Origin of the sequence: Streptomyces sp. NPDC001922 (genome assembly GCF_042891165.1) — a bacterium.
GTDB lineage: Bacteria > Actinomycetota > Actinomycetes > Streptomycetales > Streptomycetaceae > Streptomyces.
Genome location: NZ_JBIASV010000018.1, coordinates 95,254 through 121,941, shown reverse-complemented (window position 1 = coordinate 121,941; position 26,688 = coordinate 95,254). Strand labels below are relative to the sequence as shown.

Here is a 26,688-nt window from a genome sequence, read left to right as displayed (position 1 = left end):
CCCGGCGAGGGGTGTGGCTGTCCCCACCTGCCAACCGGCCGGTCTGCACGATCGATCGGCTTCTCCCGCCCCGGAATGCTGGCTGCACGGCGCGACGCACTTCCTGTCGTGCCGTTTCATCGACCCAGCGCACCGGGAGTGCCCATGCCTCTTCGCCGGTCCACGGGCCGGGCGGGCTCCGCAATGGATGCCGGAACCCCGTCCGACACCGCTGACGGAACCGCCCCCGCCTCCGCCTCCGCCCCAGCCCCCGCCTCCGCAGTACGCCGTCCCCGCCGCGGCCGGCGGCTGCTCGCCACGGCCGTCGCCGCCACGGCCGCCGTCACCGCCGGCCTCGCCCTGACGGGGTTGACCGGGCCGTCCGGGTCGGCAGGGGCGTCCGGGCCGTCAGGGCCGTCCGCGGCGCACGTCGCCGCCCGGTCCGCTCCGGCCGCCGCCCAGGAGCAGCCCGCCCGGCTGGCCCTGCCCGAACCGACCGGCCCGCACCGCGTCGGTACGGTCTCGCTGCACCTGGTCGACCACGAACGGCGGGACCCCTGGGTGGAGTCGCGGGCGAACCGGGAGCTGATGGTCGACATCCGCTACCCCGCGCGGGACACCCGGGGCTTCCCGCGCGCTCCGCAGATGCTGCCGGGTGCGGCCGCGGGGTACGACGCCATGAACAACCTCGGCGGCGTCCCGCGGGGCGCGGTCGACTGGTCGGCCACCCGGACCCACGCTCACACGGGTGCCCCCGTGGACCGGCCGGGGGGCCGGCGCCTTCCGGTGGTCCTCTACTCGCCCGGCGCCGGAGATCCCCGCTCGCTGGGCACCACCCTCACCGACGAACTGGCCTCGCGCGGATATCTCGTGGTCTCCGTCGACCACACCTATGAGGCCTCCGCGGTCGAGTTCCCGGGCGGCCGGACCGAGCGGAGCCGGATGCTGGAGGAGTACGAGCGGGCCAAACAGGAGGACCGGGTCACCGGCCTGCTGAAGAAGATCAGCGGGGTACGGGTGGCCGACACCCGTTTCGTCCTCGACCGGCTGGCCGGTCTCGCCGCAGGGGACGCTTCCGGTGCCGGGAAGCGTCCCGGAGACGAGAGCCGTTCCGGAGGCGAGCGTCGGGCCGGAGACGAGCGTCGTGCCGGCGACGCGAGCCGGTCCGGTGCGGGGAAGCGTTCCGGCGCTGGGGACGGTCAGGGCGTCGCAGGCCGTCCCGGTGGCGGGCCGCAGCGTCTGCCCGAGGGCCTGCGCGGGGCGCCGGACCTGGAGCGGATCGGCATGTTCGGGGCGTCCGCCGGTGGCTTCACCGCGGCTCAGACCATGCACGACGATCCGCGGATCAAGGCCGCGGCGAACCTCGACGGGGTCCTCGGCTACACCCAGGACGACGCCGACCCCTCGAACCCCTCCACGGTCGGCACCGACGGGCTCGACCGGCCGTTCCTGCTCATGGGCAAGCAGGGCAACGACCACCACACGGTCGCGTCCTGGGAGGCGGTGTGGCGGCACAGCACCGGATGGCACCGTGACCTGACCCTGCGCGGCGCGGAGCACGGGGCCTTCTCCGACACGGCGTCGGCACTCCCGCAGATCGCCGAGCAGCTGGGCCTCCCGGAGGAGACCGTGGCCCGGAACATCGGCACGGTTCCGCCCCGCCGTGCCGTCGCCGCCGAGCGTGCGTATCTCACCGCGTTCTTCGACCGCTGGCTGCGGGACCGGGACAGCCACCTGCTGGACGGGCCGTCGGCCGCGCACCCCGACATCCGCTTCGTGCCGTAGGCGGACACCACCGGGGCGTGCCCCAGTCCGGCCCGCCCCGTCCGGCCACTCACGGGTGAGCCGACGGGGCAGTGGGCGGGGCTGATCCGGGGAGGCCGGGACAGCCGCCGAGGGCCGGACGGGCGGGCCGGGCCCCCGATTCGGGGGCGGGCCCGGTGGGGGAGTGGGCGGCGGGGCGCGACCGCCACGCACTGCCCCGACGCACCCCCCCGGAGGCCACGGAACGCCCCGGGAGCGGAATATCCGGGGCCCCGCGGTGGCTGTCGTCTGCAGTCCCGCGGTGGCGGCACCGGATCGTCTGCCGCCGCTGTTCGCTGGGGTGATGGGTCGCTGGGGTGATGGAAGGCGGCAGAGCGGAAGGACACCGTGCGGAGCGGCCCCCGGCCCGGCGGGCTGACCCGTCCGGACGGCTGTGACCAGCGGGGACCCTTCGCCGGTACGCCAAGATTATTTACCTGCGCCCATAATGGATCGACCGGAGTCCGCTTCCGTCCCGAGGCGGGCTCCCCACCGTCCTCACCTGGAGGTGCCGTGACCGGATCCCGCCCCCGACGCTCCCTCATCGGCCGGCTGCGCCCCGCTTCCTTCGGAGCCGATCCTGCCGGAGAGCGGCTGGAGCGTATCCGGCGCTCTCCCCAGTACGCCGACGGGCAGTTCCGCAACCCGGTCCCCACCCGCACCATGCTCCCCGGCTCGACGATGCCCATGCTGCGCACCCAGCTGAGCCGTGCCGACCGCGCCCGCCGCTACCCGACGGGTCCCGTCCCGGTGCACCGGCCCACCGCCGCCGAGTGGGGCGGGCCCCCGGCGTCCGGCCTGCGGCTCACCTGGATGGGCCACTCCAGTGTGCTCGCCGAGATCGACGGGCACCGGGTGCTGTTCGACCCGGTCTGGGGCGAGCGCTGCTCGCCGTTCACCTTCGTGGGGCCGCGGCGGCTGCACCCCATGCCCGTCCCGCTGGCCGCCCTCGACCCGGTGGACGCGGTGGTCATCTCCCACGACCACTACGACCACCTGGACATGCCGTCGATCCGCGCCCTGGCCCGCACCGGCACGCTGTTCGCCGTACCGCTGGGGGTGGGCGCGGACCTGGAGCACTGGGGCGTTCCGGCGCACCAGATCATCGAACTGGACTGGCACGAGTCCACGCAGGTCGGGAGCCTCACCCTGACCGCGACCCCGGCGCGGCACTTCTGCGGCCGCGGGCTGCGCGGCGGGCTGCGCACCCTCTGGGCGTCGTGGGTGGTCGCCGGGCCCGAACACCGGATCTTCCACAGCGGTGACACCGGCTACTACCCGGGGTTCGCCGAGACGGGCGCGGCGTACGGACCGTTCGACGCGACCATGATCCAGATCGGGGCGTACAGCGAGTTCTGGTCCGAGATCCACATGACGCCGGAGGAGGGGCTGCGGACGCACGCGGACCTGTCGGGCGGGACCCCGGCCGGGACGCTGCTGCCGATCCACTGGGGCACGTTCAACCTCGCCCCGCACCCGTGGGCGGAGCCGGCCGAGCGCACGCTGGCCGCCGCGCGGGAGGCCGGCGCGAAGCTGGCCATGCCCCGCCCCGGGGAGCCCTTCGAGCCGGCGGCCGAGCAGGTCGTCGACGCCTGGTGGCGGCCGGTCGCCGTGCCGCCCGCGCACGGCTGGCCGAGCGACCCCCGTCCGGCCGCGGCTCCCTCCGCGGACGGGGCCGGGACCGCGGAGGCGAGCAGCGGCAGCGCCGGGGCGACCGCGCCGCAGGCGTCCTGAGGCGGCCTGCGGACCACGGACGGTCGCGGAAGGCGCGCGGTCAGCGGCCGCTGCCCGCAGCGCCGGGCGCCCTGCCGGGTCCCGGGCCGGGCGGGCCCGGAGCCGCCCGGCCGGCCGCGCCCGGCCCCGCCGCGGACGGCGGACGGACCCGCGCCGCGAGCACCGCGACATCGTCCTCCGCGACCCGGTCCGTGAGCTGGCGCAGCACCTGGTCCAGCAGCGCGTCGAGCGTCCCGGCCACCGGCAGCCGCAGCCGGGTGAGCCGGGCGAGGGACCGGTCGATGTCCTCGTCGCGCCGCTCCACCAGGCCGTCGGTGTACAGGATCAGCACCTCGCCGGTCCCGAAGTCCCGGGTGACCATGTCGTACCCGCCGAAGCCGGTGCCCAGCGGGGGACCGGTCGGCACCTCCAGCAGCTGGGGGCGGCCGTCCGCCCCGAGCACGGCCGGGGGCAGATGTCCGGCGCTCGAATACGAGCAGATGCCGCGCGCCGGATCGACCAGCGCGAGCAGGCAGGTCGCCGGGCGCCCCGTCTCGCCCTCGGAGATGTTGGTGTCGAGCTGCCGCAGGATCCGGTGCGGCGGCAGGTCGGACGCCGACACGTAACGGATCATCGAGCGGTAGTTGCTCATGTCGACGGCGGCCTCCACGCCGTGCCCCATCACATCGCCCATGACCAGCAGGGTCCGCCCGAACGGCAGCCGCACCGTCTCGAACCAGTCGCCGCCCACCAGGGCGCTGCTGCCCGACGGCAGATACCGGGAGGCCAGCTCCACGTTGGGGTGCGGGCTGCCCGGCTCGGCGAGCAGGGCGCGCTGCAGCTCCAGGGCGATGCCCTGCGACCGGGTGTAGCGGCGGGCGTTGTCGATGGTGATGGCCGCGCGCCCGGACAGGTCCTGGGCGTTGACCACGTCCTCGTCGGTGAACGCGGGCGAGTCACCCGCCCGGGCCAGGGACACCGTGCCGATGGTGTGGCCGCGCGCGGCGAGCGGCACGACCAGCGTCGAATGGATGCCCACCGCACGGTAGGCGGCCAGCCGCTCGGGACTCGCGACCCACTGGGTCAGCTCCTCGTCCGACTGCAGATTCCGCATGATCGGCCGCTCGGTCGCCAGACAGCGCGGGACCGCCGAACCCGCCGGGTAGTCCACGTACTCGCCGGTCAGGCCCAGCCGCCGGGCCGCCTCGCGCAGCTCCGGCAGGGACGCCAGGGCCGACCGCCGCAGCCGCAGCCCGCCCGAGGCCGTCACCCCTCTGACCTGGCCCGTCTCCTCCGGGAAGACCTCCACGGTCGCCACGTCGGCCAGCAGCGGCACCAGGAAGTCGGCCAGCTCCCCGGACGTGGTGTCCATGTCCAGGGTGGTCCCGATGCGGGTGGCCGCGGCGTCCAGCAGGGTCAGCCGCGCCTGGGCCTGCTCCAGGGCCCGCTGCTGCTCCTGGGAGGCGGTGACCTCCACGACGATCCCGGCGATCCCGAACACCTCGCCGCCGATCTCCAGCCGGTGGTACGCGCCGTGCCACCAACGGCGCTGCCCGGGGGCGCCGGACACGTCGGTGTGGGTGACGCCGGTCGTCGTCGCCTCCCGGGGCAGTCCGTCCAGCAGCACCTGCTCCAGCACGTCCGACCGGCTCTCGATCCCCGGCAGCACCTCGTTGATCGTCCGCCCGAGCAGGCTGGTGGCGGGCACCCCGATCGTCCGGGCGAAGGCGGGGTTGACGTAGAGGTAGCGCAGCTGGGGGTCGAGAATGGCCACCCCGGCGGTCGTCCCGCTCAGCACGTTCCGGAGGACATGGTCGGTGCCGCCCGAGGAGAGGGCGACGGCGGCCGCGTCGGAGAAGTGGTCGGCGCCGCCCCGGCCCGGAGCGGTGGGGCACACCCGCTACCTCCTCGTCCGCCGTACGGAACCTGCCTCAGGGGTCCTTGTCCCGTGCGCGCCCGGGTCGCTCATCGTGCAAGGTCCCCTCAATCGTCGGCCCGGGCCGGAACATCCGCATCCGCGTGCCCCGCTCCCAGTTCTCACATCCGCTCTCAGTCCGCGCCGGCCGTCCCCGTGGTTCCGGCGCTCCCGCCGGCAGCGGCCTCGCCGGCCGTGGTCCCGGCGGACGGCGCCGCGACCGTCGAGAAGGTGAACGAGAACGCCGCCGGGCCGGGCCGCAGCTGGTACTGCGGCAGGACCCCGGGGCCGCAGGACTGGCTGCCGATGCCCTGCTGTCCGTGGTCCAGGTTCACCCAGACCGTGCCGCCCGGCCGCAGGTCCGTGGTGTGCGCCGCCGCGTCCAGCTGCTCGCTCGTCCACCGCCGGGCCGTGAACCAGAACGTGGGGGAGCCGGCGATCCGCAGCCCCGTCCCGTCGTCCCGGCGCAGCTCCGCCCAGCGCACATCGGCCCGCGCGCCGTTCTCCTGCGGGCGCACGTACGGCGTCTGCAGCGCGTCCACCGGCAGGCTCCAGCGGCCGGTGCGGGAGGCCGCGCCGGTGTCCGGATACGCCTCGCCCGGCCCGCCGCCGAACCACTCGGCGAGCCCCAGGCTCCCGCACACGCCCAGCCGCACCCCGAGCCGGGGCAGCGCGCACGGCCAGTCGCCCTCCGGTGTCACCGAGACCCCGAGCCGCAGCGCCCCGCCGTCCGCGGTCCACCGGAACACCGTCGCCAGGCCCAGCCCGCTGCCCGCCGCGGCGACCCGGCCGCGGACCTCCAGCTCCGTCTCCCCGGCCCGCACGGAGTCCGTCCGGTGCCGCATCCGGTGCAGCCCGAGGCCCCGCCAGAGGGTGCCCATCCGCAGGCCGGGCTGCCAGGGCGCGCCCTCGTCGTTGTCGGTCGGCGCCCGCCACACGTCCAGCCGGGGCGCCGCGACCTCGAAGCCGCCCAGGTGGCGCAGCGCGCCGGTCGCGGCGTCGAAGGTGCCCGGCCCGAGCAGCAGCACATTCGCCTCGCCCGGCCGCGGGGCGGCCGTGGCGCGTACGGCCGGCGCCGCGGGCCGCGGGACGGCCGGGAGCTGGGCCCAGGCGACCTCGTGCCCGGCCTTCGCCCAGGCGGTGTCCGCGGCCAGCACCGCCCGCACCGTCCACAGGGCCTCGCCCGCGTGCTCCGTGTCCGGGCGCGCGGGCAGCTTCACCTCGGTCGTCTCGCCGGGGCCGAGCGGCGGGACGGACAGCGTCCCCTCGGCGACCGGCCGCCCCTCGGCCTCGTAGGACCAGAGGAACGACAGCCCGGACAGGTCGGCGACGTCGTGGCCGTTGCCGATGCGGACGGTGCCCGCCCGGCCGTCGCCCTCGATCCGGACCGGCTCGATCACCTTCTTGTACTCGATCAGCCCGGGGGAGGGGGTGCGGTCGGGGAACAGCAGTCCGTCGCAGACGAAGTTCCCGTCGTGCAGCTCCTCGCCGAAGTCCCCGCCGTACGCGAACCACCGGCGGCCGTCGCCGGTGCGGCAGGCGATCCCGTGGTCGATCCACTCCCAGACGAAGCCGCCCTGGCAGCGCTCATGGCTCTCGAACAGCCGCTGGTAGTCGCTCAGTCCGCCCGGACCGTTGCCCATGGCGTGCGCGTACTCGCAGAGCAGGAACGGGAGTTGCCGGTACCGGGCGGCGGCCTCCGGGGTGTCGTCCGGGGAAGCGGCGCCCCGGCCGATCCGGTCGACCTCGGCGTGGTCCGCGTACATCCGGGAGTGGACGTCCACGTCCGCGCAGGACGGGTCGCCCTCGTAGTGCAGCGGACGCGACGGGTCCCGCCGGCGGATCCACCCGGCCATCGCGGTCAGTCCGCGCCCGGTGCCGCACTCGTTGCCCAGCGACCACAGGACGACGGACGGATGGTTCTTGTCCCGCTCCACCATCCGCTCCGCGCGGTCCAGCAGCGCCGGGGTCCAGCGGGCGTCGTCCACCGGGTTGCCCTGCCACCCCAGGGCGTGGAAGCCGTGGGTCTCCAGATCGCATTCGTCGATCACCCACAGGCCGTACGTGTCGCACAGGTCGAGGAAGGCCGGGTGCGGCGGATAGTGGCTGGTGCGCACCGCGTTGATGTTGTGCTGCTTCATCAGCAGCACATCGCGGCGCATCGTCTCCCGGTCGAGAGCGCGGCCGTGCTCCGGGTGGAACTCGTGGCGGTTCACGCCGCGGAACAGGATCCGGCGGCCGTTGACCCGGAGCACACCGCCCTCCACCGCGACCGTACGGAAGCCGATGCGCAGCGGAACCCGCTCCCCGGCCGTGGCCAGCACGCCGTCGTACAGCCGCGGGATCTCCGCGCTCCACGGCTCCACCGGCACGGTCACCGCCTCGCCCGCCGCCAGGTCGAGCCCCAGCTCGGGCACGGTGATCCGGGCGTCGCCCGGCTCGGCGTCCACCCGCAGGGTGCCCGTACCGTCCCGGTGGTCGTACGACGCGTGGACGAAGAAGTCCCGGACCGCGCCCGGAGGCCGGTGCAGCAGCGTCACCTCACGGAAGATGCCGGGGAGCCACCACTGGTCCTGGTCCTCCAGATAGCTGCCCGAAGACCACTGGTGCACCCGCACCGCGAGCACGTTCCCCCGCGGCCGCAGCAGCGCCCCCACAGAGAACTCGTGCGGCAGCCGGCTGCCCTTGAAGGCCCCCAGCTCCTCGCCGTTGAGCCAGACCCGGGCGCAGGACTCGACCCCCTCGAAGCGCAGGACGCTCTCGCCGTCCCAGTCTTCGGGGAGGTCGAAGACGAAGCGGTGGTCGCCGGTCGGGTTCTCGGCCGGCAGGTGGGGCGGGTCGACGGGGAACGGATACGCGGTGTTGGTGTAGGCGGGGGAGCCGTGGCCGTGGAGCACCCAGTGGGCGGGGAGGCGCAGTTCGTCCCAGCCGGAGGCGTCGAACGAGCGGCGGGCGAACGACGCGTCCTCGGCGGTCGCGGTGGGCGACAGCCGGAAGCGCCAGGTGCCGTCGAGACTCAGCCGGGCCGCGTCGGAGGCCGGGAACCAGGCGCGGGGCGGGAGGGTGCCGTGGCCGGGGGAGGGGTCCTCGTAGTAGGGGAGGCCGGTGGGGGAGGTACTGGCCGGCTGGTCGGTGGTGAGCCGGCCGGCGGCCGGTCGGTCGGTGAGGCTCGGCCCCTGCCCGGCGGTGGGCCGGTTCGTGGATCCCGCGAGGTCTCCGTCGGTCGGACGGTGCTCGTCGGTCCGGGGGCTCCCGTCGCTCCGGGGGCTTCCGCCGGTCCGGCGGCCCCCGTCGGTCGGGAGGGGAGAATCGGGAGTGCTCATGACGTCGCTCATGCTTCTCCTCGGTACGCACCGGTGCGGTCCTGGACCACACCCTGCACCAGCCGCTGCCGCAGGAGAATGGAACGCGGCGTGGACGAAGGGGATTTCGCCCGGCCGGGGTGTCCGGCGGATCTCTGCCGGGTGTCCGCCGGGGGGTGTCTGCGGGGGTTCCTGCCGGGCGCCCCCGCGGCCGGCGGGCCGGCGCACGGCAGGGGTCAGAGCGCGTCGCCCTCCTCCGGGTCCGGATACGACGCGCCGCCCTCCTCCGGGGTCAGATACGAGTGGAAGACCCCGTCCGGGTCGTAGGCGGCCCGCAGCGCCCGCAGACGCTGCCAGTCGGCCGGAGCGAACGACCGCTCGGCCCGGGAGGCGGCGGCCGTGAGGTCGGCCTCGGCGATGTAGTGCCCGGTCCCGAACGGTTCCACGGCGTGCATGGCCTCGCGCAGCCAGCGCATCTGGACGGCGTCCTCCGCCGGGTCGTCCCACACCGCGTACGGCACGACGTAACTCCGGCCGAGCACCGAGAACGCCATGTCGCGCAACAGCCGCTCGTCGGTGGAGACGGGCAGCACGGGGGCGAGGACCAGTGACTGGTCGGAGGGGCTCGCGGCGGCCGGTTCGCTGAGCTTGGCCAGCAGCGTGGTGAAGTCCTCGTCGGACCAGAGGGTGTCGGCGGCGTAGCGGTGTTCCGGGGGCCAGACGGCCGCCGAATCGGCGTACAGCGCGTCGAAGGAGGTGGGCCGGTCGGTGTCCGAGAAGAGCGCCCGGTCCGCGAACGGGCAGTCCCGCAGCGGCGCGAGGGACGCGTCGGCCTCCTCGTCCGTACCGGCGAACACCGTGGCGCCGGCGACGACCACCTTGGGCCGCGGCGACCGGCTCGTCATGTCCGGTGCCGCGGTGGCCAGGACGAGCACCGACTCGACCGTGGGGGCGAGCTCTTCGGCCGTGTCCGTGACCCAGGACGTCACCCGCTCGACGTCCTCCAGCGGGAAGGCGTGCGTGGTGGTGCGGATGGCTCGGGGCAGCGGGTACAGCGCGATCCGGAATCCCGTCACGACGGCGAAGAAGCCCGGCCCGGCACCCCGGGCCGCCCAGAACAGGTCGGCGTTCTCCTTCTCGCTGCACCGCAGGAATTCGCCGTCGGCGGTCACCGCCTCGATCTCCAGGACGCTCGCACAGGCCGGTCCCCAGGCCGCGGAGTTCCAGCCGAGGCCGCCGCTCAGCAGATACCCGCCGAGGGCGACGGACGGGCAGTGGCCGCCGGGGAAGGCGAGGGACTCCCGGGCGAGGGCGGGCATCAGGTCCTGCCCGCGGACGGCCGGCTGCACGGTGGCGGTGGCCGACGCCGCGTCGATCTCGAACCGGCGCAGCCGCGACAGATCGAGCAGCATCCCCCCGTCACGGAGGGAGGTCCCGGACCAGTTGTGGCCACCCGCGCGCACGGCGATCCGCAGCCCCTCCGCCCGGGCCGTCCGGACGGCCGCCGGTACGTCACGCTCCGACGCGACCCGGACGATCACCTCGGGGCGGCGCCCCGGCGTGAGCCCGTTCCACACCATGCTCGTCCGGATGGACTCGTACGCGGCGTCTCCCCGCCGGACGATCTGCCCCTCGACACCGTGGGCCTGCGGGTGTTCGCGCATGGTGCACTCCTCGCTGCCGCTGTACGCGTGCTCGCAAGCGGTCTCCACCGGTCGTTCCGTGGGGAAGGCCCTGGAGCCGAGTGCCGCGATGGACCACGAGACCGTACTTCCCGAGTGCGCAGTGCCCGAGTCCGTAAAGTCCGTACGGCCCGAGACCGCACCGCCATGAGGTGGGGCATTTCCCAGCTTAGTGGCTCATGCACGGGCACGCCCACGGGGCGCGGGTGCCGCCCGGGGCCGGCCCCGGCCCCGGCCCCGCGGGTGCCGCCCGGGGCCGGGGCCGTTGCACCGGCTGAGGCACCCGCCGGGGAGGGGCCGACGGGTGCTTCAGCATGGGGTGGATCGTCCGAGGCGAAGGGCCCGGGTGAACCGGCCGAGGCGTCAGTCCAGGGTGAGGCCGAAGATCGTGAGCAGAATGCCCCAGCACACGATGACCACGATCGCCCCCAGGATGTGCGTACGGGCCGACTTCGCCCGGCTCGGCTGCAGCCAGAACGCGAGACCGCGGTTGACCAGCGGCATGAGAAGCCACGTCAGGACGCTGACACTGAGCAGGTTCCCGATGAAGAGATTCAGGTAGCCGGGAACGCCCGCATCGCCGAGCTCGTCGTTCACCGCCAGATTCAGCACCGTCACCGTGGGATACAGGGCCAGGACGACGGCCATGGCCTGCTTCCAGTTGGCGGGGACGCCCTCGTCTCCGCCGTCGCCGAAGCGGAACCAGCCGCTGAACGCGGAGCCGATCTTGCGGACGTCGTAGGAGGAGAAGTAGTTGCGCCCCTCCTTCAGCAGCTCTTCGCGGACCTCGGAGTCCAGCCAGGCGTCGAGGTGTTCCCGGGTGTCGAAGCGGAAGGCCACGACCCAGTGGTCCTGAATGCCCTGCAACGGCCGGAACAACTCCGAGCCCATGAAGCCGGGTTGCCGCTCCTGCGCCTTGAGGATCTTGCTCTGCCACTGCTCGAAATCCCGCTCCCGGCCGGGCCGCACATCGTGGGAGATGACCGCGGTCACGGCTTCCTGGCCGGGCGCCGCGGGCGTTCCGCCGGCCAGAACCTCCTGGGTGGCGGGGCCGTCGAACAGCGGGCGTCCCTCGTCCAGCAGTTGCTGCCGCGCACCCGACTCCAGCCAGGCGGTCAGCTGGTCGATCGAGGAGAAGCGGAAGATGACGACCCACTCGTTCTCGTCGCCGTTGACCGGCGGATACAGCTCGGTGCCCTCGAAGCCGTCGAAGTGCCGCACGGTCCGGTTCATGCGCTCCTGCCACGACTGGTACGCGTCGTCATGGCCGTCCCGGACCCGCTGCGAGGTCACCACGGTCGCGCTGTTGCCGCTGAGGTTGCGGCTTGCACCGACACTCATACCGGGTAGTCTAGGCAGAAAGGTGGATATCGGACAAATGGTGTCTGATGATGCTCAGTTGACGGTGGATGGTTGACCGATTGACCGATGACCGATTGACCGATTGACGAGAGCTGCTCGGCCTGACGAGAACGGCTCGGCGGAGGTGCGGCGATGGGGCACAAGGAGTTCATGACGGAAGCTGTCCGACTGGCGACCGAGTCCGTGGAGAAGGGGTGGGGCGGCCCCTTCGGTTCAGTGATCACCCGGGACGGCGAGATCATCGCCCGCGGTCAGAACCGCGTCCTGCTGACGGCCGATCCGACCGCCCATGGCGAGGTCGAAGCCATCCGCAAGGCGGTGCAGCTCCTCAATCCGGAAGCGCCCAGCATCGCCGAGGAGCACCAGAACCAGTACACGCTGCAGTTGATTCCCCGCCCCGAGGGCTCCCAGGACGTCGTACCGGAACGCGCCTGTATGCTCCAGGGCTGCCTGATCTACACCAGCGGCGCGCCCTGCCCGATGTGCATGAGCGCCATCTACTGGTCACGGCTCGACGCCGTGTACTACAGCTGTGACTGGAAGGCCACCCAGGAGATCGGCTTCGACGACGCGTTCCAGTACGAGGACTTCGCCAAGCCTCCGGAGCAGCGCAGCCTGCCCCTCGAGCAGATCCACCCGGAGCTGGGCGCCCAGTCGTACCAGGCGTGGGCGGACAAGCCGAACCACCATCCGTACTGACACACGGGACTGACGGCAAGTCGGCCACTGCGGGGGATCGGCTGGGGCGGCGTCGCCCACCCTCGCAGTCACGGCCCGTGCGGCGGGCGCGGTCGAGGTACCGGGACATGTGTCTCGGCCGCGCCCACCGCACGGGCCGTCCGGCGTGCTCCGGTGCCGGAGCTTGGGGCCATGTCCGCAGTGTGGTTCGCCGTCTTCGGCGCCTTCGCCGCTTCGCCGTCTTCGGCGCTTCACTGTGTGGGCGATCGCAAGCGGTGTTGGGCGGCGGGGGCCGCTTGCCGCGCCCACGGGCCTGTGAGGGGCGATGGGTGAGGGGCGTGCATGACGTCTGTGTGCCGGGGGACGGTCATGGCGGGACCGGAAACCGCCGCTACGGCGGCCCCGTCCCAGCCGATGACCCGATGCACCCGACACGGAAAGGCGAGCCGCATGGCGCAGCACGCCACCAGCAACGGAAGCACCGACGAGGGCACCACCGACCCGAGCAACACCGAGCAGGGAACTGCTGACCAGGGCAGCTTCGATCCGGGCAGCTTCGATCCGGGCGGATCCGAACTGGGCGGCTTCGACCAGGGCAGCTTCGCCCGGGGCGGCTGCGAGCAGGGCAGCTCCGACGGCAACCGCGACCACCATCGCGGCAGCCATGGCGACGAGAGCGGCCATGGCGACGAGGGCGGCCGTGACGGCAACGGCGGTGCCGCTCGCCCGCCCCACCCGTACCGCGCCGACCACCTCGACCGCCCGGACGGTACGCGCGTGGCGGCCTACACCTGGACGCCGGCGCGCGATCGCCCCCGGGCCGTCGTGCAGATCGTGCACGGGGCGGCCGAACACGGACTGCGCTACGACCGGTTCGCCCGCTTTCTCGCCGGTCACGGCTTCGCCGTGGTGGCGTCCGACCACCGCGGGCACGGCGCGACGGCCGCCTCGACCGGCGGCTACGGCGTCGCCGGCGACGGCGCCTGGCCGGCGATCGTCGCCGACCTGAAAGCGGTCGGCGACCGGGCGCGAGCCGAACACACCGGGGCGCCTCTCGTCCTCCTCGGCCACAGCCTCGGGGCCATGCTGGCCCGCGACTGCGCCCAGGAGTACGGAACCGAGCTGCACGGCCTGATCCTGTCCGGCGTCTTCCGCTCCCTCCCCGGTGCCGAGACCGAGGGTGCGGCCGCCGCGCTGGAGCGGGAGGTCGCGGACCGTGGCGCCGGCGCGCCCTCCGGCTTCATCCCGGACCTCTTCGCGGCGTTCAACGATCCGTACCCGCACCGCACCGGGTTCGAATGGCTGTCGCGCGACGAGGCGGAGGTGGACCTGTATGCCGCCGATGAGCGCTGTGGCTTCGCGTTCAGCGCGGGACTCGCCCTGGAGTGGGTGCGGGCAGTCCGCAAGATCAACGACCCGCGGAACCTCGCCCGCATCCCGACCCGGCTGCCGGTCCACCTCGCCGTGGGCTCGGAGGACCCCTGCCACCAGGGGCTGACCCTGGTCTACGAGCTGCTGGAGGACTTCCGCTACCTCGGTACGGAGGACCTGACCTGGCGCGCCTACCCGAACGCCCGCCACGAGATCCTCAACGAGACGAACCGCGACGAGGTGCAGCACGACCTGCTGAACTGGCTGGACGGGCACGTCCCCGCGGCCTGACGGCTGTCTCGGGTGCCCGGCTGCCGGTTTCCCGGTGCCCGGCCGTCTTGGGTGCTCGGGTGTCCGGGGGCTTGGGTGTCCGGAAGCTCGCGTCTCCGGGGGCTTGGGCGCGGGCGACGGGGCCGGAGGCGCCAGGGGTACGGGAGCCTGCGGACCGTCGGGAGACGGACGGCACGTCGAGGCGCCGGCGCCTCGCGAGGAGCTGCGGCCTCGCACGAGATCTGCGGACCGTCGGGAGGGCTGCGGCCGGGCGCGAGGCCGCGGAGAATGGGCGACAGCCCCGGAGAAGGGGCGGCAGGGACATGAGGACCAGGAGGACCAGGAGGACCGCCATGGGGGTCACCGCCGCCGACGTCCGCCGCATCGCCCTGGCCCTGCCCGAGGCGGAGGAGAAGCCGGCCTGGGGCATGTCGGCCTTCCGCGTCCGGGGCAAGATCTTCGCCTCCCTCGCCGACGACGAGGCGTCCATGGGGGTGAAATGCCCGGTCGAGGACCGTGCGCAGCTGATCGAGTCGGAGCCCGAAAAGTTCTTCCTGCGCCCCGGACACGACGATCACTTCGCCTGGCTCCGGGTACGCCTCGCAGCCGTGGAAGGCGACGCCGAGCTGCGCACCATCCTCCTCGACGCCTGGCGCCAGACGGCTCCGCGCAGGCTGTCCGCGATGTGTGGGGACGCGGGCCAGGGTGGGACGGCGCGGGGTAGAGCCCGGGGGTGTGCGGACTGGACGCCCGGTCGCTGCGAGTGACGAACCATGTCGCGGGGGTGAAGGATGGCCGCGTCCAGAGGGCCGAGACTTCACCCTCGATGTACGCAGGCGAAGTCGACCCCGCAACGGCTGCGCATGGCGGCCCGCTTTGGGGTGAATTGCGAATAATCGGATCCTGGCTTCGCTCTGTCGGTGGGCCGCATGGCCGGCCGGATCGAGGGCGCCTTACTGAGAGGCGACTGGGATTCGCCCGGGAGGTGCCGGGGCGGGGTCGCCCGGGGGTGTCGTACTCGTCATCCCCGCAGGTGAGCGTGGAGCGAGCGGGGAGCTGGAGGGCGAGAGGGCCACTCTCAACCGATCGCGGCCGTCGATGTTCCCGCCCTGGGTCGGCCCGACGGTTCTGTCCGAGCCTGGGGTGAGCAAGCACCCGGTGAAGTGCGGTATTGTTCTCGTGCGCGGTCGGCCGGGGGAAACCCCAGGCCGCACGGGCACCGGGACGTGGCGCAGCTTGGTAGCGCACTTGACTGGGGGTCAAGGGGTCGCAGGTTCAAATCCTGTCGTCCCGACGGTGCAGACGCAGAGCAGGGCCGGTATCCCATCGGGATACCGGCCCTGCTGCATGTGCGTGACCAACTGCGTGACTGCCGGTCCACGTGCGCGCCGGGTTGTCCGGGGGTTCGTCTCGGCTGTCCTGCCGGGTCTCTTCGGGCGGCGACGTTCTTCGTGGGGGCTGGGAGCGTTCCTGCCTTCGTTGCACTTGGTGCGCATGCCCATGGCTTTTTCAAAGCCACCGCTACGGGTCACACCCAGTCGGCCAGTCAACTGGCCACCCGGGGTTCGTGGGTGCGGCGCCATGCCTTCGGCCCGCGCCGCACCCACGGCCTCGCGCCTTCGGGGAAGCCACGGGATGACCCGTTTCACGCTTTGCCCTGCCTAAGAGCGCACCAGTGCCGAGAGCAGACGCGGCGCCCCACGGTCTCCGCTGCCGAAGGACTCGGCAGAGCCGAACGGTCACCGGGACCACGGCGGTCGGGAGCTCCGGTCGTCCGAGTACGGCCGGCCGGCGGCGGTGATGCGATGCCGGTGGGCAGGCGGGAGACGGAATGGCTGGGGTGCGTGGTGGGTGGGGTAGTCGGTGGTGCCGGTCGGTGGAAACCGCTCCAGGGCGCCTTCGGCTGCCGCAGCTGAGAAGCGGAGTCAGACCGGATTGGGCTGTTGGAGGCACACGCGTGCGTGCTCGTCACAGCGCGGGAGCACTGTGGCTGACGGGTGGCACGGAAAGGCCAACGGGTGAACCCAGAGTGCGGCGGAAGCCGAGTACGGCAGAGCCGTGCATCACCGGAGGAGAATGCTGACGCCAACAGCCCCGGGCCACAGCGATCCGGAGCAGGGTCAGCAGCAGGTCGAGCCTGAGCCAACGCGTCACTCGAAGAGTTGACCGCCGTCTGGAGCGAGCGGTCGTGGACCCTGCACAGCAATCCGGGGGCGCCATTGACGGCAGTGCTGACAGTGGCCAGCGGGATAATGCTCAACTAATCATGTGGGCAAAATATAGAACGAAGACGAGAGAAATTAGAGTAAATAGCTCCACGATAAGAATCGCTTGACGGATTCTCCGGATTCGCATACTCAAGGTGGAGGTATCCCTGGCGAGCAGAAAAGCTGCGGCGAATGTTACTGGGAGGAGAATGACGGCAGTATCTTCGGTGGAGAGCTTGCCATTGACTACGCGCCAGCACAGAACGCTAAGCCCCAGGGCTGTGATAAGGACCGTCAGCCACAGGAAAACCGAGCTGATTCTCGTGATCCGCAAGGGAGTGCCTACGAGGATCCGCTGGCTGCGAGTTTCGTTGGAGTCGTACCTCAAGTAGAGTTCAAAGGTGGTCTGCTCATCGTCGGCGATGGGAGTCGGATTTCCCCGTTCATCGAGCGCTGTGCAGCGAGTGTCCAAGCGCGTAGCTGTGTCGCTGACGCTAATGCTGAGATGATTGGCTTTCGCGTCCGCGAACGCGAACGTTTGCCAGGCCCTTTTTCGGATGTGATGCGTAATGCAACTTCTATCCCTCGTTTTGGTGAAATATACCGGAACTCTTGCTTTGGTGTGAATGATGAAGGGCTTGTTTACTGGGACGTGGCATCTAGCGAACGCCATCCAGCGCCCACCGTACCCTGAGTAGGTGGTAAGCAATTTATTGTGCGCGTTCCGATGGTGAAGGTCTGGGTTCTCGCACGCCATGTTGGTGCGCTTGTGAACTTCGGTCAAAAAATCACAAAGTCGAATCAGTAATTCGCTGACTTTTTCCTTATTCAATGCTTCGCCCCTCGCGGTGTGGTGACTCTTACTCATCTCCCTTTCGAGGTGCGGGAGCGTGATAAGCGGATGTGCCGGACCGCTCAAATGATCGTGAAATGCGTACTCCCCGGCAATGCTTCCAATTGTTTGAGAGATTTCTAGCCATTCGCGATAGTCGGCGTCCGAGAACTTGAAGGAGAGTCCCACGTTCGACTCGAGATAGTCGCGCACGGGATCTCCTTCTCCGTACTTCAGTCGCATCCAGTTGGTCCATGACTGCGGCCGCAAGTGGTTGTAGCTTTGCCAGATCTGTCGGTAGGCGTCGTGTGGGAAGTAGAAGATCGCGGCCAGGAAGTCGTTAAGGTCTTCGATGTCGTGGTCGACATCTCTTGCGAGGCGTGCGATGTATTTGGCCTGCAGTTGCGCGCTCTCCTCGATGGGGATTCGATAAGCTTCCTCTCCGGCCACCCTTACATCTAGATCGATGATGGGAACTGCTGGCAGGTCGGTAAGGGGGATGGTCAATTCGACGGTGGCATCTTTATTCTTGGGGTCGATCGTTTCCATGATTCTCTGCATACAGGTGAGTCGGGAAAGCGTTTCGACATGCACCTCTCGATCCCGTTCCGACCAAAGGGCGCTGGACAAATCGACGCGCTCGACTGCGCGAATTCGCCATTTCTGGAGATCTTTCAGAAGGTCCAAAGTTGTCGCGGTGAGGAGTTCGTTGTCCATTGCGTCCTCCATCTGTTCTGGTGTCTTCCAGGCTTATCACGTGTGAACTCTTGACCATGGCTATCCATGCGCTATTTGCAACACGCCCTCACTCGTGCGGTCTAGTTCGGACGCGAAAGTCCCTGAGATGGAAGCGGCATTCAAGGAGCTTCCGGCTCCGGTGTGGCTCGGCACAAGTTGGCTCTGCACGACGTCTCAGGAGGTACTCAGCAGCCGGGAGGCCGTTAGTGGCGTACACGTCGTCTGCTTTCCCGATGCAGCTGGGGTCATATTGGGGACCTACAAATACGCGCGCGGCTGAACGGTCCCGGTTCGCCGAAACGGTTCCATACGCAGCGCGCTTCTGCGAACTGCGGAACACCAACCGCAATGTGCTGAGGGGCAGGGCACCAGGTGGGATTCGCTGACATCAGTCTTTGACATCAACAAGGCTGAACACCGGCAGAGTGCGGCAGACGGAGAGGCACCGGTGCATGAGGCGGCTCTGTGTTGAGTACCAGGTCCTGGGCCGCCGGATCGAACGGGTAAGGCGGTGGTCAGGGTGCCCCGCAGTACAGCAGCGAAGTACGGCAACCTCAGCAACCGCAGCCCACCGACATCGGCCGTCCGGACACGACTGACCTACCGTGCAGCCCTCAGCGACCGCCCCGCCCGGTAGTTCGCATCGAGGTGATCAGGTGAGCTGTACCTGGGACCACTTTGGGACCATACGTTGTGCGCGCAGCCGTACGACCCCAGCCCAGCGGAACGTCGAGACGCGCCTCCTGTGCGCACTGACCTGTGGAAGCCGCAACCGCCATGTGCTGGGGGCCAAGGGGTCGCAGGTTCAAATCCTGTCGTCCCGACGGTGCGGAAACAGCCCGTTGACCAGGAACAGTTTCCTGGTCAACGGGCTGTTTTGCGTCTGCGAGACAAGGTCATCCGAGTGGACACCGCCTCGTCGGTGCCTCAGCCGGCGTAGACGCCGACCTCGCGAAGCGAGTAGCCCCACTGGGTGCCGCGCTCCAGCCCCTTGACGCGTACGTAGCGCGCCTGAGCTCCGGCGAAACGGGCCGTGTCCAGGCCGCCGTCGCCGGAGGCTGTGGACCACACCGTCTTCCAGTTCGTGCCGTCCTCCGACACCTCGACGCGGTACGACTTCGCGTACGCCCCCTCCCAGTCGAGGGTGACGCGCTTGACCGGCTGCACGGATCCGAGATCGATCCGCAGCCACTGGTCGTCGTTCCACTCGCTGGCCCAGCGGGTGCCCGTGTCGCCATCCACCGCCTTCCCGGGCTTGAAGCTGACGAACGGGTTCCACCATTCCGATGAGGACGCCGTCGCGCCCGCGCCCGCGGCGAGGTTCTTTCCGTCCTGGTACTTCTCGGAGTTCCCCCAGGTGCGGAGGTAGGACTCGGCTCCCGAGAAGAGGTCGTCGACGACTCCCTGGCCGCCGACGATCCGGATGTCCTCTATCCAGTCCGGGACCATGCCGTACTGCGCGCCGCCGTCGGTGTTGAAGTCCCACGTGCGTTCGCCGGTGGTCTGCTTGCCGATCACCGAGCCGCCGTCCGCGCTGCGGAAGGGGTACTTCACCGGGTTCGGGGTGTCCCCGCCCCGTGGAGCCGGCCAGCCTCCGACACCGTTCATGTCGGTGCCGTAGCCGTAGCCGACGTTGTACTTCTCGCGCAGCGCGGCCGTGCGCTCGGCCTCCGCGCTGAAGGCCTCGGAGCCGCCCATGTACTGGGCGGCGAATCCGCCGAGCTTGTAGAGGCGTTCGGTCCAGCCCAGGTCCATCCAGCTGTGCGAGGAGATGGCGCCGGGGTACGACTCGGATTCGAGGATGTCGAAGGCTTGGTCAGCGGCCTTGACGCTCATGTGGTCAAGCTCCAGCATCATGCTGCGCTTCATCATCCCGCGCACCGCGTACGCGCCCAGGTCGGTCAGCCCGCGGGTGTTGCACTGCGCGCCCGAGGCGTACGAGGGGACGGCCGCGCCCTTCGGGAGCCGCTTCTCCGCCTCCGGTGCCGCCGCGTTGCCGATGGGGTTGTCGTGCTGCGGGCCGCGGCAGGTCTCCGTCTTCCAGAACGTGCCGGTCGACAGGAACTGGCCCACGTTGATGGCCGTACCGAGCGCGCCGGAGTCGAAGCGCACCCCGCACAGTGCGTTGTCGAACTTGTGGCACAGGAACATGCTGCTGACGCCCAGTTCCTTCAGCTCGTCCAGGCCCCGGTCGATGTCCTCCTTGCTGCACTGCGCGACGTCCAGGATCTGCTTGCAGCCGAACGGCTCCGAGGTCTCGACGCCCAGGACGACGGCCAGCTTGCCCTGCTCGATGACCTCTCGGGCCTGCGCGCTGTTCGTGACGATCCGGAACCAGCCCTTGCCCGGGCCGCCGTACATCTTGTCGACGAAGGCCTGCATGTCGTACGTCTTCTTCGCCTCGAGGCGAATGGCCGTCATCTCGTCGCAGCTGCGGTCCTTGAAGAAGTAGACCGAGCAGATCACGCCGTTGGTGACCAGGTCGTTGACCAGCACCCGCTGACCGCCGCGCCATGCCCGCTCGATCCAGGCGTAGTAGTTCTGCTGGTGGGTCATTGAGTCGTGGGCGGGCCAGTCCTTGAAGGTGGGCCACCCGTTGGGGTCGTGCTTGCCGTCGCCGCCCTTGGTGATCATGTCGAAGATGGCGAGCGAGCCGTCGGGATAGTGCTCGGGGCAGTCCTTGAGCGCGTCGGTGACGCCCTGCTCCGAGAACGGCTTGCCACAGATCAGTCGGCCGCCGAAGCCCTCGTTGGACATGATGTGGTCGTGGGCGTCGACGAAGCCCCTGACGCGGCCCTGGGTGTCGGTGCCCTTGAAGGGTTCACCCGTGACGTTGATCTGCGAGTCGGGTGCGGGCCTCGCGGACGGATCCCACCAGTTGGACTCCGCCGCGGAGCTGGGCACCGGACCGAGTACCAGAGCGGTCGCAGCCAGAAGCAGCGACACCACCGCGAGCGATCTGAGTCTGCGGCGCAGAGGTTGAACGATGACCATCGCCGGATCCTTAGATGTGAGCGTTGCTCATATTTTGCTCTACGGTAGGGACGCGAGCCCGCAACGCCAACCCCCTGGCAGCGTTCACGTTCGGCAGTTCACGCGTCCTTGGCCACGGTGGCAGCGTCTCCTACGGAACGGTCCACCGCGACATGTCCGCCCATCCACGCATGGCCACGGGCGCCTTGACCAGTCACGCCGAACGGGTCCCGGGGAACTGCGCCACCACTACTCAACACGTTTTCCACAGGGGCGTGTTCAAGTGCATCGGTTGATCAGGTTCGCCGACGCTTGGCGATTCCGGTAACCCAACACCACAACGGCCTCGGATGCGCTCCCGCTGTTCCCCACGAGAACCCGAGACCAGCGCCGGTTCAACCACTCACCCAGGCCAGGCCCGGCCCGGAAGCAGCAAGATGATGACGATGGCAGCAGCTCGGACGGGTGCTCGACGCGCTTCAGGACTGGCCACGTCATAGTTTCCGGGGGTCGTATGTGAGTCACCCGTCGTAGCCCTCTCTGCGGGCGTCGTACTCGGTGGTGGTGTGCCTACAGCTGCGGCAGGCATCATGAGCTCCGGAAGTAGCCCGGGGCGTACGGTGGCAGCGTGGCAAACGAAGACCTGGGGCGGACCCTGCGCCGCTTGCGCCGTCTGGCCTCCCTGACGCAGGAAGAGCTGGCCGAGCGCTCCGACGTGTCCGTCGATGTGATCCGCCAGCTCGAACAGCGGCGGAAGCACTCTGCACGCCTTCCCACGCTGCACGCACTGGCCAACGGTCTCGGCGTGGAACTGACCACGCTCCTGGGCGACCCGCCTGCGGTCTCCTCCACAGGAGAGAACGACGGACCACGCTTCGTGGCCGTGCGCCGCGCCATCATGCCCGTGCTCTGGGGGCCCGACCTGGAGCCGCCAGGACCGGACTTCTCGCTGGACCGTCTGCGCGAGCAGATCGCGGAAGGCTGGACGCAGTACCACGCCGCCGAGTTCGACACGGTGATGAAGGCGCTGCCGGACTTGCTCTCGGACGCCCGCGCCGCCACGGTCTCGGACCACGACGACGACCGCGGGGCCGGATTCGCAGCCCTGGGCAAGGCGCTTCAGCTCGCCGGACACGTCGCCGTGCGGATGGGCAAGACGGACCTTGCCCTGACGAGCCTGGAGCGCGCCATAGAGGCTGCGGGAGAGTCCTCCGATCCGCTGCTTCTGCCGATGATCGTCAACTCCACAGCGTGGACCTACCAGCGGCAGGGGCGCCTGGAAGACGCACTGAACATCGCACTCCGTGCTGCCGAGGACATGGCGAACGCGGGCCGTACCGGTACGGCCGACGGCCTGAAGGTGTGGGGTGCGCTGACCATGAGTGCCGCCACGTCTGCCGCGCGGCGCGGTGACTACGAGCGCGCGGCGGCGATGATGGCGAGGGCGGAGCAGGAAGCCGCCCGGGTCTCCAAGCTGCCCGACGGCAGCGACAACCGTATGGTCAGCGTCTTCAGCCCGTCGTCGGTCCGCATTGAACGCGTCCGGCTCGCAGTCCAGTACGGGCATCCGCAGGACGCCTTGGCACTGGCCAAGGGGATGAGGCTGAGCAAGGACACCCCGCCGTCCTGGCGGACGTGGCTGCTGTTGGACGTGGCCCGAGCCCATACGGACATCGGGGACGCAGCCGGAGCGGTGAAGACCCTGGAGTCCCTGCGCCGGGTGGCGCCGACGTGGATGCAGCACCACACATTGGCCGTGGCCATTGTGCGTGACCTGTGGACGCTCCCCAACCACCCGCCGGGGCTGCGCCCGCTGGCGGAGTGCCTGAGGGTGAGCGAATAGCGAATAGCGGATGTGCATGGCGGAGCGGTGTGGGTGTTGCGCCCGGAGAGTGGGCCGGGGCAGTGGACCTCCCGGTACCCCGGGCGTTTGACCGTGGTGAGCCCGCGCGAAGGGATACTGGACCGGCTGTAGATGCGGGAGAAGCCCCGGCTCGGCAGTGTTCACCGGTCGGGGCTTGGCCGGCTCACGCGTGTCTCACAGGCTCCGTAGCCGGCCCTGCCGTTCGCGGGTGGGCCGTGTGTCTGCCCGCGCCGAAGGCTCTGAGTGCGGGGGTGGTGGCGGCGGTGGTGACCAGGGCCACGAGGACCAGCATGGTGAACAGCTCCTCGTCGATGACGCCGAGGCTCAGGCCGATGTTCAACACGATGAGCTCGGTCAGGCCGCGGCAGTTCATCAGGGCGCCGAGCGCCAGGGCCTCCCGCCACGGCCTGCCGGTCAGACGTGCTGCGACACCCCCGCCACCCCACTTGCCGATCACGGCCACCCCGAGCAGGGCGCCCAGCCACAGCCACTGCTCCGGCTCCGTGGCCAGCATCCCGATGTCGGTGTGGAGCCCCGTCGACACGAAGAACAACGGCAGGAGCAGAGGCTCGGTGACGGACCGCAGCCGTGCCGCGGCCCTCTCGACGACCACGGTCCGGCGTGGCACGACCACGCCGAACATGAACGCACCGAAGATCGCGTGCACCCCTATGGCGTCGGTGGCCAGTGCGGACAGGCACGTTCCGCTGAACAGGAGCACCAGGGCGAGGCCTTCGTGCCGCTCGCTGCCTGCCGCGACCGGCTTCAGCCGGCCGGCCCGGGCGAGGATCGGGCGCACGCCTCGCGTCATCACCACGAGGTAGCCCAGCACCAGGGCCACCGTCGTGAGCGAAGCCAGGGGTGTGCCCCCGGTGGCAACGGCCACGACCACGGCCAGGAGGCACCATGCGGTGATGTCGGTGATGGCGGCACAGGTCATGGCCAGGCTGCCCAGGGGCGTGTGGTAGAGCTCGCAGTCGGTGAGGATCCGCGCGAGGACCGGGAAGGCGGTGATGCTCAGGGCGACGGCGACGAGGAGCACGAACGCGACCCGGCTCACTCCAGGAGGCGCCAGTGAGTCGTACATCCCCAGCGCCAGCAGGGCACCGAGCAGCAGGGGCAGCAGGATGCTGAGCTGACTGACGGCCACGGCGGCACGACCGTTGCCCCGCAGGTGCCCCAGGTCGAGCTCCAGCCCGATCAGGAACATGAACGCAAGGAGTCCCAACTGCCCCAGGGAGTCGACGTCGTCCAGGATCTCCGGCGCGAAGAGGTACTCCTGGGCCTGCGGCCACAGCTGACCGAGGAGCGAGGGGCCCAGGAGGATGCCTGCGGCGATTTCCCCCACGACGGGAGGCTGACCCAGGCGCCGCAGCATCAAGGCTCCGGCACGGCAGGCCAGGATCACGACCGGCAGGCAGAGAAGCAGCCGGCTGATCTGTGCGGCATGGGACACGGGCTCTCCTCGTTCGGGGAACGTCGGTGGTGGTGAGTTCAGGTCGGAAGGGGCCGCAGATCACCCGCCCGCGGTCGCGCCGCACGTCGTCCCGGCCCCCGCCGTTCCGGCCAGGACTCGGCGGGGGCCGGGACTCGACGGGGGCCGCGCCGGCGTCGCCAGGGGGTCAGCTCTCCACCAGGAGTCCGGCCGGGATCATGAGGTTGATGCTGGCTTCGTACTCGATCACCTGGTCCGGTACGAGGCGCAGCCTCGGGTGATGCCGCATCAGCAGGTCGATGCCGACCCGTGCGATGGTCCGGGCGAGATACGAGCCGAGGCAGTAGTGGAGTCCTTGGGAGAAGTGCAGGCTGCTCGCGAGGTTCGTCCGGTGGGGGTTGAAGACCTCGGGGTCCGGGAACCGGCTGTCGTCGTAGTCCGCCGACGCCACCATGGCCCAGATCACCGAACCCTCGGGTATGCGGACGCCGGCCACGTCCACGTCGGTGGTGGTCTTCCTGAAGACGCCGAGCCCGATTCCGGAGCGCCGGAGCGCTTCGTTGAAGGCGCTGTCGAACAGGGACGGATCAGCGCGGAGGCTGTCCCAGTGCTGCGGGTCCCGCAGGAGTTCGCGGCACAGGTTGACGATCACGAAGCCGGCGGGGCGAATTCCTGCCGCGAGGACGTCGAAACTGATCAGGCTGATGAGTTCCGTGGTGCTGTAGTCGGCCTCGCCCTTTGCCACGAGGTCCAGGAGATGACTGATCAGCCCCTCCCGCGGACTCGTCCGGCACTGTTCGATGACGTCGGCGAGGTACGCCTCGAGTTCCCGGATGTCCTCGACGTAGCCCGGCTGCTTCTCCAGTGGCGGATTTCCGAAGAAGAATGCGTTGACCGCCTCGTGATAGCGCAGGATCCTGTCGTGGTCCTGTGCGGGGAGGCCCGCGAGGTCGATCATCACGCGGCCGGCCACCGGCCGGGCGAACGACTCGACGAGGTCGATGGGGGAGCCGTCGGGTATGTCCTCGAAGCAGCGGGTCATGATCTCGCGTATGCGGGCTTCGCGACGGATCATGGACTTGGCCGAGAAGTACTTCGCCACCGGGCCGCGCAGGCGATCGTGTGCGGGGCGGCCGTCGAAGGCCAGATTGGGAGCCGTGAAGGTGTGTGTCCTCTCCAGCGCGGCCCGGATCTCGTCGGGGAAGCTCGACAGGATGATCGGCCTGGTGGAGGAGGAGAAGCGGTCCGCGTCCTTGAGTATCTTCAGGATGTCGTCGTATCGGGAGACGACCCACATGCCGAAAGGCTCGCTGTAGAAGACGGGGGATGCGTTCCGTGCCGTCTCCAACTGCTGGTAGAGGTCGGCGAAGCCGGGGGTTCCGAAAGGATGGAAACCGGTGCCGTTCGGGCCGAACGGGCAGCCTTCGGGCAGCGGCGGGGAGTCGGTGCCCGTGGCGGGGCCCCTTGTCTCTGACATGGTGCTTTTCTCTTTCCGGTGAGCTGATTCGGCACCCTGCCGGGGTGTTCTCGTGGCGGTGCGGGATGCCTCGGTCGCCGTCAGGCGAAGATTTCTGCGAACTTCCTCTCCCACACGTCCTGGTACTCCGCTTTGACGCTCTCGGGGATGTGGAGGATTCCGCGGAAATCGTCGGCGTGTGCGGGCAGATCAGGGCGGCGCAGCATCGTGGGCACCTGGGCCGCCGGGTGTACGGGCATCGCTCCGAGCTGCCGGCACCAGTCCTGCTGGACGTCCGGCCGCAGCGCGAACGCGATGTACCGCATCGCGAGGTCGCGCACCGCGTCCGGTACCCCACGAGGGATCCACAGGGCGTCGGTGGTGTCGGCGGTTCCCTCGCTCGGCACGCTCCACCCGACGGGCAGGTCGGTCCGGAAGGCGAGGACGTTCGGCAGGGCGCGGAAACACAGATCGAGGCGGCGAGCGCGCAGCCGCTCCTCCATGCCGATGCTGTACTCGAGTTCGGAGATCTGTGACCGGAGGCGGCGCAGAAAGCTCCAGCACGCCTCCATCTCGAAGGGGATGCGCTCGATGCGGCCGCCCTGCATCGTCTGCGCTATGGCGTGCAGGCCGTTCCCGTGCGGGTAGAGCGCGATCCTTCCGCGGTGCCGTTCGTCGAGGAGGACGTCCCAGGAACGGGGCGGCCCCTCGGGAAACGCTTCCTCGTGGTACCCCAGCACGTAGTACACGACGTAGGGGTGGACCACGGACTGCGCCGCGTCACCGTCCGGGCGGGACCGGCGGCGCAGGTCGGCCAGGACCGGCATGCGGGTCGGGTCCAGGGGCAGACAGTGGCCGGCCCGGGCGGCGTTCAGCGCGGGGACCGAGTTCGACCAGACGACGTCGACGGGCGGGCGTTCCCCGGTGTCGAGGGCGTGCAGGAGCGAGGGCGGCAGCGCGAGCCCGACGTGCGGCTCGTGGTGCACCCGTACACCGGTGGCCTGCTCGAAGGGGCGGGAGACGGCGCTGTCCAGTGCGCGGCCCCACCGGCCGCCCCAGGTGTGGACGCGCAGGACACCGGCAGGGGAGTCGGAAGGTGCGCGCACGT

At 70.3% G+C, this 26,688-nt stretch carries 15 protein-coding genes and 1 tRNA gene; 7 read left to right on the top strand and 9 right to left on the bottom strand.

The window, feature by feature from the left end; genetic code table 11:
• The first annotated feature begins 144 nt into the window (after positions 1-144).
• Both ACFYYR_RS29385 and ACFYYR_RS29380 read left to right on the top strand, forming a co-directional pair.
• A complete protein-coding gene (locus tag ACFYYR_RS29385; protein ID WP_388860117.1) occupies positions 145-1,764 on the top strand; it encodes an alpha/beta hydrolase family protein in 1,620 nt (539 codons plus the stop codon).
• Between the two features lie 531 nt (positions 1,765-2,295).
• On the top strand, positions 2,296-3,516 hold the full coding sequence (locus ACFYYR_RS29380) for an MBL fold metallo-hydrolase (protein ID WP_388860114.1): 1,221 nt from the start codon (positions 2,296-2,298) through the stop codon (positions 3,514-3,516).
• 40 nt (positions 3,517-3,556) lie between these two features.
• Here ACFYYR_RS29380 and ACFYYR_RS29375 read toward each other — a convergent pair whose 3' ends face one another.
• From ACFYYR_RS29375 to ACFYYR_RS29360, 4 genes are all read right to left on the bottom strand, one after another.
• Positions 3,557-5,392 (bottom strand): SpoIIE family protein phosphatase, encoded by a 1,836-nt coding sequence (locus tag ACFYYR_RS29375; RefSeq protein ID WP_388860111.1) that lies wholly within the window; start codon positions 5,390-5,392, stop codon positions 3,557-3,559.
• Between the two features lie 152 nt (positions 5,393-5,544).
• Positions 5,545-8,745: a glycoside hydrolase family 2 TIM barrel-domain containing protein gene (locus ACFYYR_RS29370; RefSeq protein ID WP_388860108.1), complete on the bottom strand. Its 3,201-nt coding sequence runs from the start codon at positions 8,743-8,745 to the stop codon at positions 5,545-5,547.
• A 203-nt stretch (positions 8,746-8,948) separates the two neighbouring features.
• Positions 8,949-10,424: an FAD-binding oxidoreductase gene (locus tag ACFYYR_RS29365; RefSeq protein ID WP_388860105.1), complete on the bottom strand. Its 1,476-nt coding sequence runs from the start codon at positions 10,422-10,424 to the stop codon at positions 8,949-8,951.
• Between the two features lie 333 nt (positions 10,425-10,757).
• Positions 10,758-11,735 (bottom strand): antibiotic biosynthesis monooxygenase, encoded by a 978-nt coding sequence (locus tag ACFYYR_RS29360; protein WP_388860102.1) that lies wholly within the window; start codon positions 11,733-11,735, stop codon positions 10,758-10,760.
• 153 nt (positions 11,736-11,888) lie between these two features.
• On the opposite strand from ACFYYR_RS29360, the gene ACFYYR_RS29355 reads away from it, so the two are divergent.
• The 4 genes from ACFYYR_RS29355 (at position 11,889) to ACFYYR_RS29340 (ending at position 15,369) form a co-directional block, all read left to right on the top strand.
• Positions 11,889-12,455, top strand: coding sequence for a nucleoside deaminase (locus ACFYYR_RS29355; RefSeq protein ID WP_388860099.1), 567 nt, complete (start codon positions 11,889-11,891; stop codon positions 12,453-12,455).
• A gap of 756 nt (positions 12,456-13,211) precedes the next feature.
• A complete protein-coding gene (locus ACFYYR_RS29350) occupies positions 13,212-14,096 on the top strand; it encodes an alpha/beta fold hydrolase (protein WP_388860186.1) in 885 nt (294 codons plus the stop codon).
• Between the two features lie 332 nt (positions 14,097-14,428).
• Complete coding sequence (locus tag ACFYYR_RS29345; protein WP_388860096.1) at positions 14,429-14,842, top strand: MmcQ/YjbR family DNA-binding protein; 414 nt, start codon at positions 14,429-14,431, stop codon at positions 14,840-14,842.
• 453 nt (positions 14,843-15,295) lie between these two features.
• Positions 15,296-15,369, top strand: a tRNA-Pro gene (locus tag ACFYYR_RS29340).
• A 962-nt stretch (positions 15,370-16,331) separates the two neighbouring features.
• Here ACFYYR_RS29340 and ACFYYR_RS29335 read toward each other — a convergent pair.
• Both ACFYYR_RS29335 and ACFYYR_RS29330 read right to left on the bottom strand, forming a co-directional pair.
• A complete protein-coding gene (locus tag ACFYYR_RS29335) occupies positions 16,332-17,831 on the bottom strand; it encodes a hypothetical protein (protein WP_388860093.1) in 1,500 nt (499 codons plus the stop codon).
• A gap of 948 nt (positions 17,832-18,779) precedes the next feature.
• Positions 18,780-20,846, bottom strand: a complete 2,067-nt coding sequence (locus tag ACFYYR_RS29330) for a discoidin domain-containing protein (RefSeq protein ID WP_388860090.1) — start codon at positions 20,844-20,846, stop codon at positions 18,780-18,782.
• A 607-nt stretch (positions 20,847-21,453) separates the two neighbouring features.
• Here ACFYYR_RS29330 and ACFYYR_RS29325 point away from each other — a divergent pair.
• Positions 21,454-22,668, top strand: coding sequence for a helix-turn-helix domain-containing protein (locus tag ACFYYR_RS29325; RefSeq protein WP_388860087.1), 1,215 nt, complete (start codon positions 21,454-21,456; stop codon positions 22,666-22,668).
• 184 nt (positions 22,669-22,852) lie between these two features.
• Here the strand turns inward: ACFYYR_RS29325 and ACFYYR_RS29320 are convergent, their stop codons facing one another.
• The 3 genes from ACFYYR_RS29320 to ACFYYR_RS29310 form a co-directional block, all read right to left on the bottom strand.
• Positions 22,853-24,145 carry a cation:proton antiporter gene (locus tag ACFYYR_RS29320; protein ID WP_388860084.1) on the bottom strand — a complete coding sequence of 431 codons (1,293 nt, stop codon included), beginning with the start codon at positions 24,143-24,145 and terminating at the stop codon, positions 22,853-22,855.
• A gap of 166 nt (positions 24,146-24,311) precedes the next feature.
• The gene (locus tag ACFYYR_RS29315; protein WP_388860081.1) at positions 24,312-25,601 is read right to left on the bottom strand and encodes a cytochrome P450; all 1,290 of its coding nucleotides are present in this window, start codon (positions 25,599-25,601) and stop codon (positions 24,312-24,314) included.
• Positions 25,602-25,681: 80 nt separating this feature from the next.
• Complete coding sequence (locus tag ACFYYR_RS29310) at positions 25,682-26,686, bottom strand: PotD/PotF family extracellular solute-binding protein (RefSeq protein WP_388860078.1); 1,005 nt, start codon at positions 26,684-26,686, stop codon at positions 25,682-25,684.
• Positions 26,687-26,688: the final 2 nt, after the last annotated feature.